This is a genomic window from Streptomyces sp. CBMA123 (assembly GCF_014596465.1).
Taxonomy (GTDB): Bacteria; Actinomycetota; Actinomycetes; order Streptomycetales; family Streptomycetaceae; genus Kitasatospora.
In genome coordinates this window covers 1-15,357 of the sequence record NZ_MECK01000123.1, presented here as the reverse complement: position 1 = coordinate 15,357, position 15,357 = coordinate 1, and the positions used below count along the sequence as shown (strand labels likewise).

General features: G+C 68.7%; 12 protein-coding genes and 1 pseudogene. 9 read left to right on the top strand and 4 right to left on the bottom strand.

Annotated elements, in window-relative coordinates; translation table 11 throughout:
* Positions 1-515 precede the first annotated feature (515 nt).
* Both BG452_RS16180 and BG452_RS16175 read left to right on the top strand, forming a co-directional pair.
* On the top strand, positions 516-2,459 hold the full coding sequence (locus tag BG452_RS16180; protein ID WP_188304996.1) for a TIGR03960 family B12-binding radical SAM protein: 1,944 nt from the start codon (positions 516-518) through the stop codon (positions 2,457-2,459).
* A gap of 578 nt (positions 2,460-3,037) precedes the next feature.
* On the top strand, positions 3,038-3,886 hold the full coding sequence (locus tag BG452_RS16175; RefSeq protein WP_188304995.1) for a serine/threonine-protein kinase: 849 nt from the start codon (positions 3,038-3,040) through the stop codon (positions 3,884-3,886).
* A gap of 266 nt (positions 3,887-4,152) precedes the next feature.
* Here BG452_RS16175 and BG452_RS16170 read toward each other — a convergent pair whose 3' ends face one another.
* The 3 genes from BG452_RS16170 to BG452_RS16160 all read right to left on the bottom strand — a co-directional run bounded on the left by BG452_RS16170 (position 4,153) and on the right by BG452_RS16160 (position 6,602).
* Positions 4,153-4,866 carry a creatininase family protein gene (locus tag BG452_RS16170; protein ID WP_188304994.1) on the bottom strand — a complete coding sequence of 238 codons (714 nt, stop codon included), beginning with the start codon at positions 4,864-4,866 and terminating at the stop codon, positions 4,153-4,155.
* A 208-nt stretch (positions 4,867-5,074) separates the two neighbouring features.
* On the bottom strand, positions 5,075-5,302 hold the full coding sequence (locus BG452_RS16165) for a hypothetical protein (RefSeq protein WP_188304993.1): 228 nt from the start codon (positions 5,300-5,302) through the stop codon (positions 5,075-5,077).
* A gap of 46 nt (positions 5,303-5,348) precedes the next feature.
* Positions 5,349-6,602, bottom strand: coding sequence for a hypothetical protein (locus BG452_RS16160; protein WP_188304992.1), 1,254 nt, complete (start codon positions 6,600-6,602; stop codon positions 5,349-5,351).
* Positions 6,603-6,880: 278 nt separating this feature from the next.
* Between BG452_RS16160 and BG452_RS16155 the strand changes: the two genes are divergently transcribed.
* From BG452_RS16155 to BG452_RS16135, 5 genes are all read left to right on the top strand, one after another.
* Complete coding sequence (locus tag BG452_RS16155; protein WP_317621073.1) at positions 6,881-7,240, top strand: ATP-binding protein; 360 nt, start codon at positions 6,881-6,883, stop codon at positions 7,238-7,240.
* A 154-nt stretch (positions 7,241-7,394) separates the two neighbouring features.
* Positions 7,395-7,751: a hypothetical protein gene (locus BG452_RS16150; RefSeq protein WP_188304991.1), complete on the top strand. Its 357-nt coding sequence runs from the start codon at positions 7,395-7,397 to the stop codon at positions 7,749-7,751.
* Positions 7,748-8,035: a hypothetical protein gene (locus BG452_RS16145; RefSeq protein ID WP_188304990.1), complete on the top strand. Its 288-nt coding sequence runs from the start codon at positions 7,748-7,750 to the stop codon at positions 8,033-8,035. Before BG452_RS16150 ends, BG452_RS16145 begins: the two co-directional genes overlap by 4 nt.
* A 1,666-nt stretch (positions 8,036-9,701) precedes the next feature.
* Positions 9,702-11,306 (top strand): replication initiator, encoded by a 1,605-nt coding sequence (locus tag BG452_RS16140; protein ID WP_317621074.1) that lies wholly within the window; start codon positions 9,702-9,704, stop codon positions 11,304-11,306.
* On the top strand, positions 11,303-11,452 hold the full coding sequence (locus BG452_RS16135; protein WP_188304989.1) for a hypothetical protein: 150 nt from the start codon (positions 11,303-11,305) through the stop codon (positions 11,450-11,452). Before BG452_RS16140 ends, BG452_RS16135 begins: the two co-directional genes overlap by 4 nt.
* Before the next feature lie 39 nt (positions 11,453-11,491).
* Here the strand turns inward: BG452_RS16135 and BG452_RS16130 are convergent, their stop codons facing one another.
* The gene (locus tag BG452_RS16130; RefSeq protein ID WP_188304988.1) at positions 11,492-13,105 is read right to left on the bottom strand and encodes a recombinase family protein; all 1,614 of its coding nucleotides are present in this window, start codon (positions 13,103-13,105) and stop codon (positions 11,492-11,494) included.
* A 338-nt stretch (positions 13,106-13,443) separates the two neighbouring features.
* On the opposite strand from BG452_RS16130, the gene BG452_RS16125 reads away from it, so the two are divergent.
* The gene (locus BG452_RS16125) at positions 13,444-14,205 is read left to right on the top strand and encodes a TIGR03936 family radical SAM-associated protein (RefSeq protein ID WP_188304987.1); all 762 of its coding nucleotides are present in this window, start codon (positions 13,444-13,446) and stop codon (positions 14,203-14,205) included.
* Between the two features lie 435 nt (positions 14,206-14,640).
* Positions 14,641-15,357, top strand: a pseudogene (locus BG452_RS16120) (ribonuclease E/G); the annotation flags it as partial.

The following is a 15,357-nucleotide window of genomic DNA, read 5'->3' as shown; positions in this document are numbered from 1 at the left end:
AGCGGGCCGGCCGGGCGTCGGGGGTCCGCAGGGCCAGGGGCCGGACCCGCCGACCGGTGTCGGTCATGGTTCTCCTTGCGCCCGGTCGTACGGCCACCGGGGCGCGGGCGTGCTGCGCCGCCGGACACGGCCTGCGGGCCGGGGACGGGCTCTGCGGGGCCGGGGGAGGGGGCCGCGCGGGGACGGGGGAGGTCGTGCTGGGGCGAACGGGCCGCCGGGGGAGTCGGCGTCGGCCGAGCGTACGACCCAACTCCCGTCTCCGGAAGGGGTGCAGGGCCTTGGGCAGGGCCTTGTCAGTACCGCACGGGCCGTCCGGGCGTGTCAACGGCGGACGGCGCCTGGCGGCGGGCGCGCACCGCGCGTGCCGGGGCGGTCACCGGCGGGCACGGATCGCGCCGGGGCGCACGGGCGGGCACCGGCCCGGACGGGTCGTTCCCCGGATTGGGCTACCCTTGAGGGTCACCCCTCCCATGCCGAATCGCGGCACCGAATCACGTCGTAAGGGTTCCTAGTACATGACTGTCGAATCGGTCTTCCCACGCCTGGAGGCCCTCCTCCCGCACGTCCAGAAGCCGATCCAGTACGTCGGCGGCGAGCTCAACTCGACCGTCAAGGACTGGGACGCCTGCGACGTCCGGTGGGCGCTGATGTACCCCGACGCCTACGAGGTCGGGCTCCCCAACCAGGGCGTCATGATCCTCTACGAGGTGCTGAACGAGCGCGAGGGCGTGCTCGCCGAGCGCACCTACAGCGTCTGGCCGGACCTCGAGGCGCTGATGCGCGAGCACCGCGTCCCGCAGTTCACGGTGGACGCCCACCGCCCGGTCAAGGCCTTCGACGTGTTCGGGCTGTCGTTCTCCACCGAACTCGGCTACACCAACATGCTGACCGCGCTCGACCTGGCCGGCATCCCGCTGGAGGCCAGGGACCGCACCGACGAGGACCCGATCGTCCTGGCCGGCGGCCACGCGGCGTTCAACCCGGAGCCGATCGCGGACTTCCTGGACTGCGCCGTGATCGGCGACGGCGAGCAGGCCGTCCTCGACATCACCGAGATCATCCGCGCCTGGAAGGCCGAGGGCCGCCCGGGCGGGCGCGACGAACTGCTGCTGCGCCTGGCGCGCACCGGCGGGGTGTACGTGCCGAAGTTCTACGACGTGGAGTACCTGCCCGACGGCCGGATCGGCCGCGTCGTGCCGAACGCCCCGGGCGTGCCGTGGCGGGTGTCCAAGCACACCGTCATGGACCTCGACGAGTGGCCCTACCCCAAGCAGCCGCTCGTCCCGCTCGCGGAGACCGTCCACGAGCGGATGTCCGTCGAGATCTTCCGCGGCTGCACCCGCGGCTGCCGCTTCTGCCAGGCCGGCATGATCACGCGCCCCGTGCGGGAGCGAAGCATCACCGGCATCGGCGAGATGGTCGAGCGCGGGCTCAAGGCGACCGGCTTCGAGGAGGTCGGCCTGCTGTCGCTGTCCAGCGCCGACCACACCGAGATCGGCGACATCGCCAAGGGCCTGGCCGACCGCTACACCGAGGACAAGATCGGCCTGTCGCTGCCGTCCACCCGCGTCGACGCCTTCAACATCGACCTCGCCAACGAGCTGTCCCGCAACGGACGCCGCTCGGGCCTCACCTTCGCCCCCGAGGGCGGCAGCGAGCGCATGCGCAAGGTGATCAACAAGATGGTGTCGGAGGAGGACCTGATCCGCACCGTCGCCACCGCCTACGGCAACGGCTGGCGCCAGGTGAAGCTGTACTTCATGTGCGGCCTGCCCACCGAGACCGACGAGGACGTGCTCCAGATCGGCGAGATGGCGAAGAACGTCATCCAGAAGGGCCGCGAGGTCACCGGCCAGAACGACATCCGCTGCACCGTCTCCATCGGCGGGTTCGTGCCCAAGCCGCACACCCCGTTCCAGTGGGCCCCGCAGCTGTCCGCCGAGGCCACCGACGCCCGCCTCGCCAAGCTGCGGGACTCCATCCGCGGCGACCGCAAGTACGGCAAGAACATCGGCTACCGCTACCACGACGGCAAGCCCGGCATCGTCGAGGGCCTGCTCTCCCGCGGCGACCGCCGGGTCGGCGCCATCATCCGCGCCGTCTACGAGGACGGCGGCCGCTTCGACGGCTGGCGCGAGTACTTCTCGTACGACCGCTGGATGGCCTCCGCCGAGAAGGGCCTGGCCGGCACCGGCGTCGACGTCGACTGGTACACCACCCGCGAGCGCTCCTACGAGGAGGTGCTGCCCTGGGACCACCTGGACAGCGGCCTCGACAAGGACTGGCTGTGGGAGGACTGGCAGGACGCCCTGGAGGAGGTCGAGGTCGACGACTGCCGCTGGACGCCGTGCTTCGACTGTGGAGTGTGTCCCCAGATGGATACGGCCATACAAATCGGCCCCACCGGCAAGAAGATGCTGCCGCTGACCGTCGTCAACGCCGCTGGCCAGCAGAAGTAGGCGGCGGAGTGGGTGACACGGTGAGCGAGCTGTGTGACTTACTTCACAGCCTTCCGGAGGGTGAGCGGGAGCCCGTCTTGGGCGCGCTTGGCATGACGCGCGCCCGGGGCGGGCCCGCCCGCCCCATGGAGGCCCGGCAAGGCGGCCAGAGGACCCCTCTGCCCGCCGCCCGGAGTGCCCCGGGCATCGAGTCCTCGATCGAGTGGGTCTGATCGGCTGGAGGGCCGCTGCATCGCGATGCAGCGGCCCTCCGCATGCCGGTAAGCGGACAGGCGAAGTGGCGGCTTCTTCTAAGGCCCGGGTGACCTGCTTTCTGTGCCACCAGGCTTGTAGCGCGCAGTGAGGCGTCAAGTGTCTCGGGGGCCTCGCCAGCGACATGGACCAGTACCAGGTTTCTCGCTGGCGGGGACCTCTCAGGTCTGATTCAAGGTGGGCAACCAGAGGTGGATCTGCGCTTTGGTGCTTAAGTAGCTGTGCCTACGCCTAGCTCGATCGCACATGCACTGCCTAATCTCGAAGCTTGACTGCTACTCAACCGCCATAGGGGAGAGATGGTTCAGGAGGCAGGCCGTGGCGCGGTGATCGGGGGCAAGTATCGCCTGCTGTACGACCTCGGGGCAGGAGGTTTCGGCAGGGTGTGGAAGGCCCGGGACGAATATTTAGACGTGGACGTAGCGATCAAGGAGGTATGGCTGCCATCTGCGCAGTCTGAGGCTGAACGCGCTCAGATCCTGGCCCGTGCTACAAGGGAGGCCCGGAACTCAGCCAAACTCCGCGATCACCCCAACATCATCACGGTGTACGACGTCGTGACCCACGACGGTCGCCCGTGGATCGTGATGCAGTTGGTTGTCGGCTATTCGTTGGAACAGTACACACGCCACCGCGGCCCGCTTCCTGCGAGCAAAGTGGCGGAAGTTGCCAGAGCGTTGCTGCGAGCTCTTGATGCGGCCCACAAGAGGGGCATAATCCACCGTGACGTCAAACCTGCCAATGTCATGCTGTCTACGGATGGAACTACTCTCCTCGCCGACTTTGGGATCGCACGGCACGAGAGAGACACAGTCATCACTGCTGAGGGCACATTCATTGGTTCGCCAGAGTACATGGCCCCCGAGCGGCTGCGGGGTGAAGCTGACCTGCCAAGCAGTGACCTCTTCTCTCTTGGCGCAACGCTCTTTCAAGCCATTGAGGGATTCTCTCCATTTCGGCGAGACACGGTGGCGGCATCAATGTCAGCAGTGTTGCACGATGAACCTCTGCCGCTGAAACGAGCAAAGGATCCACTTGCAAGGTTGATCGGTCGGGCCCTTTCTAAGGAGCCGCAAGAGCGCCCAAAGACGTCAGAATTCTTGGCGCTACTTGATTCAAATTCAGATACTAAAATTGATATTAATGCCCGGAGGAAGCCGCAGGTGGCCAGGTAAAACTTGGTCTGAGCACGCTCGGTCTGGACTGCGCCCCCGGGAGGGCCTGCCCTCGCTCCCAGGCAGGACTGGAAAGAGCGGTCAAAGGACCCTTGGCCGCCCCGGTGTCGCCCCGGCATCGAGTCCTTGATCGAGTTGAGCTGACTCCTCCGTGCGATGCATGGAGCCTTCCTCGGTTCAGCCCAGGAGGGCTCCTGTGCGTCTAAGAGGTGGGCGCTGTTGTTGGCAATGGGACTCGCCCACCTTTGGGTGGCACCCGGTAGGTGTCAGCTACCCCCTACGAGTGACAGGTGTGTGGCGGCCGACTTGGACAGGCTCTCCAGGATGGCCTTGCCCTTCTCGGCCGTCCCGAGTGAGGGGCGGCCGATGATGCCGTTCTGGGTGTAGCCGGTCATGCCCAGGGTGAGGAGGTGGGGGCGCTCCGGGGCGTCGTGGTCGTCGTCTTCGACGCCGTCGCGGACGAGGTGGGGCGCGCCGTGGAGGAGTAGGGAGACTTCCAGTTCGCCGCCGTGCATGTCCTCGGCGCCTGAGCTTTCCAGAGCGGCAGCTTCGCGGGCCCTGTGCCAGTCCTCGCGGACCGGGAAGAGCGCGACGCGCGGGCCTTCGGTATTGGCCTCCTGGACGACGTTCGAGAGGACGTAGTTTCCACCGTGGCCGTTCACGATCAGTAGGCCGGGGACGCCGGATGCCTGGAGGGAATTCCAGATGTCGTTGATCACTGCGTAGAGCGTCGCGGCGCTGATGCTCACTGTGCCGGGCATGTGGGCGTGCTCGTGGGAGCAGGACAGCGTGATGGGCGGCAGGAGGAACAGGTCATAGTCGGTGGCGATCCGCTGGGCGATCAGGCTGGCGACGACGGTGTCGGTAGTCAGGGGCAGGTGATCGCCGTGCTGCTCGAAGCTGCCGACCGGCAGTACGGCGATCTTGGCGCCGCGCCGGCGTTCGTCTGCGGAAGTGGCGGCCGTGATCAGTGCGTCCATGGGCCCAGCCTCTCTCATCAGATCGTCACTGGTCGAGGGGTCATCGAGATGCCATAAGGCTGGACAAGCAGGCTGCTTGGTGTCCTATCTGAAGCCGATGACGAGCCACCGCATGACTGTGCTCGTCTGGCTGCCGTGGGTTGGCTGCGGAGCAAATCAGACTGGATGCCGGGTCCAGTCGACACCGCCAATCGATCCGACAGCTCGATCACTCCTCGGGCGGAAGTGCGTCTAGTAGCGGAACACCATGGCTCAGCATCACGTCCGTTATGGCCCGCCATTCATCGGTGTCCTCCACGAGCAGGACCATGCGGGTGATCCGGTTAAAGATCGTTGGGATATCAAGGATCTTGCTGCGACAGAGCACCCATCCGGGCTCCGATCCGTCCCAGAGATAGGAGTTCCCCTCAAGCTCAGCCGCCGTACGGTGCGTCATTGATGTTCCAGCTCCTCATATGGGGTTCATGGCAGCTCGGCCACTGTCATCGATGCATCAGGGTCAAACGGCCGGTGAACGTGGCTACTTCGGGTACGGCCCTCCATCGCTGGAGGGCCTTGCCTGCTGCGGACAGTTCGGACATGGCCCGTGCGGACTCGGTGTCGATGGCGATCGACAGCGCTCGGTCGGCCGCGGCGGCTGCCTGTTCCGGTTCGCCGGACACCGCGTAGGCGCGGGCCAAGCGGGAGAGGTAGACACCCTGGTCGTTGCGGTAGATCGAGGGCAGGATCTGAAGCTCGGCCTCGAACATCTCCACGGCCGTTCGCGGATCGCCGAGTTCGATCAGGCAGTTGGCGCGTTGCATCTCGATGTAGGTCGGGGTGCAGTACGCGAGATCGAGGGCATCGTCCGCGTGGGAGTCGTCCGGCTCGGCGGCGAGTTCGTGGGCCTCGTCGAACTTGGCCTGGGCGAAGCGTTGGTTACCCATGAGGGTGTGCCCCTGAGCTTCCTGTTGAGCGGCCAGAGCGCGGATGCGGAGCGTGGCGCCGACCGCCCGTTGTGCGGCGCGGGCGAGGCTGATGGCCTTCTGGGCGCTGCGCTGGGCGGTGGCCTGGTTGCTCTTTCGGAAGAGCACGTAGGCGGCCATGACGTCATCGCCCGCCTCCTGAGCCCACTCCATGGCGCGGTCCGACCAGTACAGGGACTGGCCGAAGTCGCCGAGATCCTGGTTCAGCCAGCCGAGGAACTCCGCGGTACGGGCGCCGATGATGAGCAGCTCGTCCCGGTCGCGGCCGCCGGCGTTCTGCTGGATGCGGTCGAGGAACTGGACGTGCCGTGTCACCGCATCGAGTGCGTGGCGGGAGCCGAGCAGGTTCGCGGCTCGGTAGTGGCTGGGCATGACGCCGCGAAGGTGGCTCACGAAAAACTCGGGGTCGATCGGCGAGTTGAGGCTCTGCCCGGTCGTGGATGATTCTGGTGCGGGATGCCTGGGTGATGAAAGGGGCGTCTCCTGCTCCCACTCCCGGGCTGCCAGACCGAGCATGCGCCCGGGGATGTGCAGCCCGTCCGCGATCCGCTCGATGAGGTTGATCTTCTCGATCTTGCGCTTCCCGGACATGATCTCGCCGACTCGGCTCGGGGTCATATCGCAGGCGCGGGCGATGAGCGATGGGTAGATCCCGGCCAGTTTGAGCAGCCGGAACACTGCGGCGAAGTCCCGTCTTCGGCACGCCGCGATCATCTCGGGGTTGGCGAGCAGACCGGCTGGGAGCCGGTCCGGAACGCGCGCATCGGTCACCACAGCTCCCGCTGCTGATCAATAGACGCTGCAAGGAAGTTGATTACCTGTGAGTTTACCCACACTGGGTAACCACCTTGGGTACGAAGTTCGCACTCTCCCTCGGCAGCCTGGTGCCAAGGCCCGGACGTCCAGGTCCGGTTGTTCCTGTGGGCACCGGGAGGTGGTGCGCTTTGATCAGCTTGGGAGAACCCCAGGGCACTGCTGAGTCGCCTGAAACGGACGGCGGGATAGCCGTGTTCGAGGCGAGGCTCACCCGCCACCAAAGGTCGGTCGGCGTGGCTCGGCTGCACCTCCGCATCTACCTGGCCCGCGTGCCGGGCGGAGGTGCCCTCGCGGACGACGCCGCCATCGTGCTCGGCGAGTTGGTGAGCAACGCGGTGAAGCACGCGCGGGTGCCCAAGGGGCGGCGAATCCACATCCGCTTCGAGATGGTGGTCGATCACCTCCGGCTGGAGGTGCACGACGCGAGCAGCGAGAAGCCCGTGATCCGGCGGTCGACCGGGCCGGATGACGTGTCGTGTCGGGGGCTGTGCCTGGTGGAGGCCTTGTCCGTGGAGTGGGGCTGGCAGCCCCGGCCGGAAGGCATCGGGAAGATCACTTGGGCTCTGGTGGGCCCGGAAGGTGGCGTGCGGTGAGAGCGAAGCGAGCGAGCGGGACGGCGGGAACGCGGTGCTTCTACTGCGGTGCGGGGCTGCGGAAGGCGGTGGCCCGGTTCATCGTGGTCAACGGACAGGTGGTGGGTGTCCACGCGCGGCACCCGCGCCGTTCGGGTGAGGTGTCGGCGTAGTGATGACGCTTCGAGAGTCCGGAGAGTCCGCGGCGGGACTGGTCGTCGCCGGCGGGGGTGGGGGATCGGCGGGAAGCGCCCCCTACCCCTTCCCGGTGGTGGTGGAGGTGCGGGGGATCACCGTGGCCGCGCGGTTCGCCCGGCTGCCGGACGCTTTGGCCGCGCTCCTGGAGGCGTTGCGGGCGCTGCCGCTGAGTCCGGAACAGCTGGACTTCTTCGACGAGTTGCTCGGGCCGTCTGCGGTGCAGACGATCGGGCACCGGCTGGCGGTGTACGGGGAGGTGCGGTCGCTGGCCTTCCTGGGGCTGAAGCCGTACGTGGTCGGGGTGTACCCGGCCGGTCCCGAGGGGCCCTCGTGATCCGGTGGCTCCGGGCCTGGTGGGACCGGGCCCTGACCTGGTGGCTTCTGCACGGTCAGTTCTGGGTGCCGATGCTGGCTGTCTCGCCGACTCGCCGGGCTGCGCACTGTGACGTGATGGCGTGGTGCGCCGAGCCCGGTTTCACCGATGGTCAGTGGCTGCTGCTGATGCATCGCATCTGGTGTGAGGAGAACGGAGTTGATGACCCGCTGACCGGCCTGGATGAGGCGGAGCCGGTCCGGCGGATCTCCGGATCCGGCGGGCCGACGGGGGAACACGCCTGACCTGATCAGGGACAACTGAAGACGTGCCGGACCACCCCGTCACCTTGGCGGGAACGTGGGGTGGTCCGGCGGGTCGGAACCCGGTGCCGATGGTATCGGGCTCCTCGGCATGTCCGTGCACGGATGGCCGGTTCGGTTGTGATCAGGGAGTGGGGTAACTGGTGTACGGGGACGACGACTTCAGTGCGGAGTTGGCGGCTGGCCTCGATCCGGACACGTGGGTGTGGCTGCCGGGAGTGGACTACGCGGCCGGGTGGCGGGCCGCGAGACGGACGGCGAACGAGGTGAACTCCCTGCTGGCGGCGTGCGGCGTGGCGCGCACACAGCTGCGGGCGATCGCCGATACGGATGCTCAGGGTGCTCCGATGGTCCGGCTCGAAGGCATTGCGGATGGATGGCTGCGTCTCGAAGGACTCCTATGCTTGGCAGCCCGCCACGCGTCATGAGTCAGGCTGGCGGGGGCGGGTGCCTGCTTGGGCATCCACCCGCCCCCGTCGACAGGCCTCTTCGTCCCGAAGCAACCCAGGCGCTCAACCGACCTTGGCGTGCAGTGTCGCTGACCTGCCCAAAGGGTCCGCGAGAGTCCGTGGTCGTCCGCCGTCGTGCGCACCCGTTGTAGCGCAGTTAGACACTCAGCCCGCAGGTCGCGGGTGGATCGGCCGGGTCGTACCTAGAGCAGCTTGTACGCCCATCGTTCGGCGTCCATGCTGCCCGCAGGCCGCTCTACCAACCCCGTGACTGTGCGCTGTACGACCACTGAGCTTCGCTCCGCCCAGATTTGGTCCCCAGGCCTCAGGAACAGCGGTTGATCGAGCTTGAACACGTAGCAGCTGGGTTCGAAGTCAACGCGGTCCAGGAGCAGCATCTTGGGGGCCGTGACTGGTGAACCGTTGAGCATCATGCAGACCATCATCGTCTGGCTTCGATGGCAGTACACCTGCTTTACAAGGACAGGCGTGCGACACCCGGCGTGACCTGGGCTGCTCCCGGCCTGCCGGTTTCCCAGCCACCGCACCGCCAGCGTCCCCCACTGACCGCCACGTACCGCCCGATCTGGCACACCTGTGGCACGCTCACAGGTAGAGGAAGTGCTCCGGGCAGCGCGCGACTCAGAACCACGTAGGCCGACCCAGAGGGCGTTTCGCTCCTCCAGGTCTCCCACTGATCAAGCTCGTGGGACTCAGGCAGACCTAGCGGTGCCGGGTGCGGTTCGCCCGAACGGCACGTACCGCTGCGACGGTACCTGCGATCGGTACCACCATCATGTTGAGCATCAGGACAAGCATGCAGACGTAGACCCATACCATCAGAATGATCAAGCTGCCGAACGACCAGACCCGGTAGCGGTACGGTCTTGGGAATCGGATGTACCAGCGACTCAAGTCCCCACCCCTACTTTGAATTCAGCGCGACCCACGTACGCATTTGATCGGGATTCTGCCAGAGAGCCGTGTCACCAGCGATGGTTGTCGTGAGGCTTGCGGCTAGTCCTCGGGCTGAGCGGGTGGTCCCCTCCTCGATCGGGCAGCTTCGCCGCACTCGGGTTCTCCAGGGGCCGCCAAGGCTCACTCCGTGACGCTTGCGCTTGGCCTTGGCGGCCCCTGGAGGTTCCGGGTACGCCCTTGGGTGACCGGTCGAGGCGGGGGCCTCCCGCGACCCGCCCACGATCACCCCGTCGAAGCCGCACCCGTGCGCCTGCCCCCGGCCCCCTCCGAGAGAGGGCCCGGCGGAGCCTCATGTCCTGACCCGCACCGTCTCCGCCTGCCCGGCGGGCTCACTCACCTCGGTATCTCCGGCCGCACGCTCGACGTGCGCGGCCGGCCGCCGCTGGCGCGGGGCGGAGACAGGAGCGGCGGCGAGCGGCAGGAAGCCGCGCGCTGGCGCGCTGTGCGCGCCCCTTGACCGGGAGGCATGGCTGCGCCAACTGCCCCTCATCGACCAGGACTTCGTCCGCCTCGGTGCGACGCCGGACCTGAACCGGTGGCTGGAGCAGATCCGCGCCACCGGTGGCTGTGCCGAACCGGTCCACCTCGCCGGGCACACCACCACGATCGACCCCGACACCGGCGAGGTTCTGCGGCACTACTCGACCGCTACCGAACCCGGTGGCCGGCTCTCCGTCCGCTGCCGCAACCGCCGGGCCTCCCGCTGCGCGCCCTGCTCCCGGGAGCACAGCGGCGACACCTTCCACCTGGTCCGCTCCGGCCTGGTCGGTGGCAAAGGCGTCCCGGAGACCGTACGGACGCACCCGCGGTTGTTCGTCACCCTGACCGCGCCCTCCTTCGGACCGGTCCACCGGGCGGGTAGCTGCCACTCGGCCCGGTGCAGAAGGTGTGAGCACGGGGGGCAGCACGGTTGCGGTCGAACCCATCCGGACGCTGACCCCATCGTCGGGCAGCCGCTCTGTGTGGACTGCTACGACTACCCCGGGCACGTCCCGTGGAACTCCATGGCCCCGGCCCTGTGGAAGGCGTTCCGCGACAACCTCTACCACCACCTCGCTGCCCGGGCGGGCGTCGGCCGGTCCGAGGTGCGCACCCTGGTCCGAGTCTCCATCGCCAAGGTTGCCGAGTACCAGAAGCGCGGCGCCGTCCACTTCCACGCCGTCGTCAGGCTCGACGGCCCGGATGGTTCCACTACTCCGCCTCCGCCCTGGGCAACGGGGGACCTCCTCTCGGAAGCCGTGCGCTCGGCGGCCACCGCCGTGGCACTCCCGTGCCCCGAGTCGGCGGCTTACGGCGGCGGACGGCTCAGCTTCGGCACCCAGCTGGACGTGCATCCCCTTGTCTATGGGGGCGGCGGGCTGATCTCTGACGATGCGGTGGCGGCCTACGTCGCCAAGTACACGAGCAAGAGCGTGGAGGCCGCCGGCGCTGTTGACCGCCGCATCGAGTCGCCGGCGGAGATACAGGCGTTGCGCGTCAGCCCGCATGTCCGTGCCCTCATCGCCACAGCCTGGCGCCTGGGCGGCCTGCCGGAGCTGCGACACCTGCGACTTCGCGCCTGGGCCCACATGCTCGGGTACCCGGGGCACTGCCTCACCAAGACGCGGGCCTACTCCACTACATACGGGCAGCTCAGAGCCGCTCGGGCCGCACACGCCCGCGGCCTCTACACCGACTGGGACGACGAGACCGTGGTTGAGAGTGCCTGGCGGTTCGTCGGAACCGGTCACGCCCCGGCCGAAGCACTCCTCGCCGCCGGTATCGCCGAAGACCTCGCCACCAATCGGGAGGTCGCCCGTGCGGAACGGGCAGAGGAGGGGGCGTGACGGCCGAGCAAGCGGGGGCCGGAGCCGCGACGGCTTCGCGCGAGGCGCTGCCACGGCAACCGCTCCGGTCCCTGGTCATCGAGAGCGAGATCGTCATCGTGGACGACGAGGGCCACGAGGAGCCGTACGACTCCGCCAAGCACTGACCACGACAGCCCCCGCCATGATGACGGGGGCTGTCGGCGTCAGAGCTTGCTCGCGAAGTCGTCTTGCTTGACGATCAGCCGGTCGCGGTAGTCCTTGGGGATCATGAGCCGCAGCTTGATCGCGGGAGCCCGCTGACCCTTGACCTTGGTTCGGGTGACCTCACAGCGGATGCCCACCCGCAGCAGGTCGGCGGCCATGGCCTCAGTGCCGCCGTCCTCCCACTGCTGCCGGAACGTCTTCCCGTTGGCCACGTTCACCCACCGGTCTTCGGTGGTCTCGGGATCGATCTCCCCGAGTTCGGTGATCAGCTTGTCCAGCGTCTCCTCCGCCTGCTCGCGCGTGAACCGGGTCTTGGCGTACCGGCCTCCGGGCTCCAGCTCCTTCATGTAGTAGGCGATGGACTCCTCAAGCTGCGCCACCTGGGCGCGTGCCTCTGCGCCCCTCGCGTACTCGCGCACCTGAACGGGCTCGTCGCCGAGGACCGACAGCACGTCGAGGACGAGCTTGGCGTTGATCACGTCGGGGTTGGGAGCGCCCAGGCCTCCGCCCTTGCAGCCCTGGCACCGCAGGTACTCGTACACCCGATCCTTGACGCGGTTCCGCTGCTCCAGCATGTTCGTCCCGCAGTCGACACAGAAGAAGACCCCGAGGAATTTCGTGGCACCACCGGGCCGGCGCTGAGGCTGGTCCTTGCTGCGCTTGTCGAGATCCGCTTGGAGCTCGTTGAACTCCTCGTCGGCGAAGACGGCCTCCGCGACCCTGATGGGCTGCCCGGCCTTGTCCAGGACGAGCTTGGACCGGCGAGCGCCGCCCTTCTTCTCCTCTTCTACCCGGTAGCCCATCAAGGCGGGGTTGCGGAGCTGGCGCAGGAGGGTCGTAGCCGTGAGGCCGTCGCTGGCGAGACCTGCGCGTTTCAGCAGCCTGACCATGCGGGTAGCGGAGATACCTCGCCGGGCCATGCGTCGGCACCAGTGCAGGGCCTTGTGCGCGTCCGGGTCGATGACGAGGACGACGTTCCCGTTCTCGTCCTCGGCGGTGGTGTAGCCGAAGGCCGGCTTGCCGACCAGCCAGGCGGACTGGGTCTTGGCGTAGTCCCAGAGGCTCGCGACGCGGGTGCTCGTGTTGGTGGCCTCGATCTCCGCGATGCCGCCGATCAGCGTGACAAGGATCTTGCCGACGACCGTGGTCAGGTCGATGGAGTCGTGCTTGGAGACCAGGTTCTTCCCGTACTTCAACGCCCAGTCGATCATCGTGTGCAGGTCGGAAAGCCGACGGATGAACCGGTCGAGCTTCCAGAACAGCAGCACGTCGAACTCCGGCACCCGGTTGTTCAGCCAGTCGCCCAGCTGCTTCCGCTTCCACGGGGGCACCTTCGTGGCGGACACGTTCAGGTCGCTGGCGACGCCGACCACCCGGCACCCCCGGTTCAGGGCCTCGCGGCGGAGGTCGAGTTCCTGACGGACGGGGGAGGTGGTGTCCTCCGTCAGCACGGACAGCCGGACCGAGAGCAGCGCCCGGGGTGCGTCCGTCGGAAGGGCGGCCTCGGCTCTCTTGAGCTGCTCCAACAGCGCCAGATCCGCGGCGGTCCACTCGGCCTCGACCGTGTACGTCTTCTGCTGTGCGGCACGTGCCGTACGGGTGCGCTTCGCCATGCCGGTGACCCCCTCGACGGTTATGGGACTGCCTCCATTTAGCCGCAGATGGATACGGCCATCCAGATCGGGCCCACGGGTAAGAAGATGCTGCCGTTGACGGTCGTCAACAAGTAGGCGGTGGGTGGTCCTCGGCCCCCGTCCGGGAGGTTTCCGGGCGGGGGCCGAGGCGTGCTGCTGACCAGGGGCGGAGCGAGGGGGGTGGCGGGGCGCGTACCCTTTGAGGTGACAGAGTCCGGACAGTGGCGGGTTTGCGCCGCGCCGGACCGGGAGAACTGACTAAGGACTGAGCGACCCTGGCACGTCGTACGCCCGACGGTCCGCCGCCCGCGCCGACCGTGCAGCGGATTCGTCTCCGCTACACCAAGCGCGGCCGGCTCCGCTTCACCAGCCACCGTGACTTCCAGCGCGCCTTCGAGCGCGCCCTGCGCCGGTCCGCCGTTCCGATGGCCTACTCGGCCGGCTTCACCCCGCACCCGAAGGTCTCCTACGCGAACGCGGCCCCGACCGGGGTGGCGAGCGAGGCGGAGTACCTGGAGATCGGCTTGGCCGCTGCGCGCGACCCCGAGCAGTTGCGGGCGCAGCTGGACGAGTCGCTGCCGCCGGGCCTGGACGTGATCGACGCCGTCGAGGTCCGGACGCCGAACTTCGTGGAGCGCCTGGAGGCCTCCGAGTGGCTGATGCGCCTGGACGGCGTCGAGCCGGACGAGGCGGTGCAGGCGGTCCGGAAGTTCCTCGCCGAGGAGACGGTCGAGGTCGAGCGCCGGACCAAGAACGGCGTGCGGGTCTTCGACGCGCGCGGTGCGGTGGCGGCGCTCGAGGTCGTCGAGCCGCAGGTCGACGACGGTGCGGACACGGCGGCCGGAACCGCCCGCGATGTTCGGACCGGCCGTCCCTGTGCGATACTGCGCCTGGTAGTACGACACGCCACACCCGCCGTACGACCCGACGACGTATTGTCCGGTCTCCGTGCGACGGCCGACCTGGCGCCGCCGGTCCCCGCAGAGGTGACCAGGCTGGCGCAGGGGCCGCTCGACGAGGAGACGGGCACGGTGACCGACCCGCTGGCGCTCGACCGCGCCGCGGCCCCGGCCGGCTGAGAAACGGCTGCCGGGCCGCGCGCTACCGCGTCCGCCTAGTGGGCGGAGGCCGGGTCCAGTGCCTCACTGGACCCGATGGTCCTCCAAGGTTCCCGCGGCTCCCCAGGGGAGCGAGCGTCGTCGCAGCACAGGCCGGCCTCTCGGGGCCCGTCGACCAGGACGGTCGGTGGGCCCGGGACCCCTTCCGGGAGCCACCCGGGGTTGGGGGACGGCTCGGCTTGGGAAAACCACAGAAGACTGGTCAGACCAGAAGACTTTCGACACCCCGCGCCACGCGGGGCGCCGAGCGAGACTACGAGCCCCTGTGCGGCCTCGCGTCCGCACGGCGGCACCGTCAAAGGGTCCGGCCCGAGCATCCTCGCGATGCCGGCCACCCACTGGTGCCGAGCCGTGCCCGGATGCGGAGCCCGGGGGCCTGACGGGAGATCCACCCGCATGCTCGATAACACCGATCCGCAGCAGGCTGCGGCCACGGAACAGAACGAAACCGCCGCGACCGGTGGCGAGGGCGCGTCCGCCGCGCCGCCGCGTCGTCGTCGCCGGGCGGTGTCCCGCCCGGCGGGCACCCCGCAGGGGGCGGCCACCGAGGCGGCCGAGACGGTCGTCCCGGTCGAGGTGACCACCCCGGTCGAGGCGTCCGCCGAGCCGGCCCTGGCCGCTGAGAAGCCGGTCCGGGCCCGCCGGACCCGCAAGCGCGCCGAGGCTCCCGCCGGTGCTCCGGAGGAGACCGCGATCGTGGTCACCGCGCCGGAGGCCGAGGAGACCAAGGCCGCCGAGACCAAGGCCGCCGAGACCACGGCCGAGAAGAAGGCGGAGGAGAAGGCGGAGAAGCCGGCCCGGGCCCGCCGCACCCGCAAGCGGGCCGAGGCGCCCGTGGAGACCCCCGTCGCCGAGGAGCCCGCGGTCGAGGCCGCCGCCCCGGTCGCGGCCCCCGTCGCCGAGCCGGTGGCCGAGGAGGCCCCGGCCGCTCCGGCCCGCCGCCCCCGCCGCCGTCGCGTGGTCGAGGCCGCGCCGGTGGTCGAGGCCCCGGTCGAGGAGCCGGTGGCCGAGGAGCCCGCCGTCGAGGAGGAGCCCGCCGCGGAGGAGGCCGTCGAGGCCGCCGCCGAGGCTCCGGTCGCCGCCCCCGCTCCGGTCGCCGAGGCCGAGCCGCAC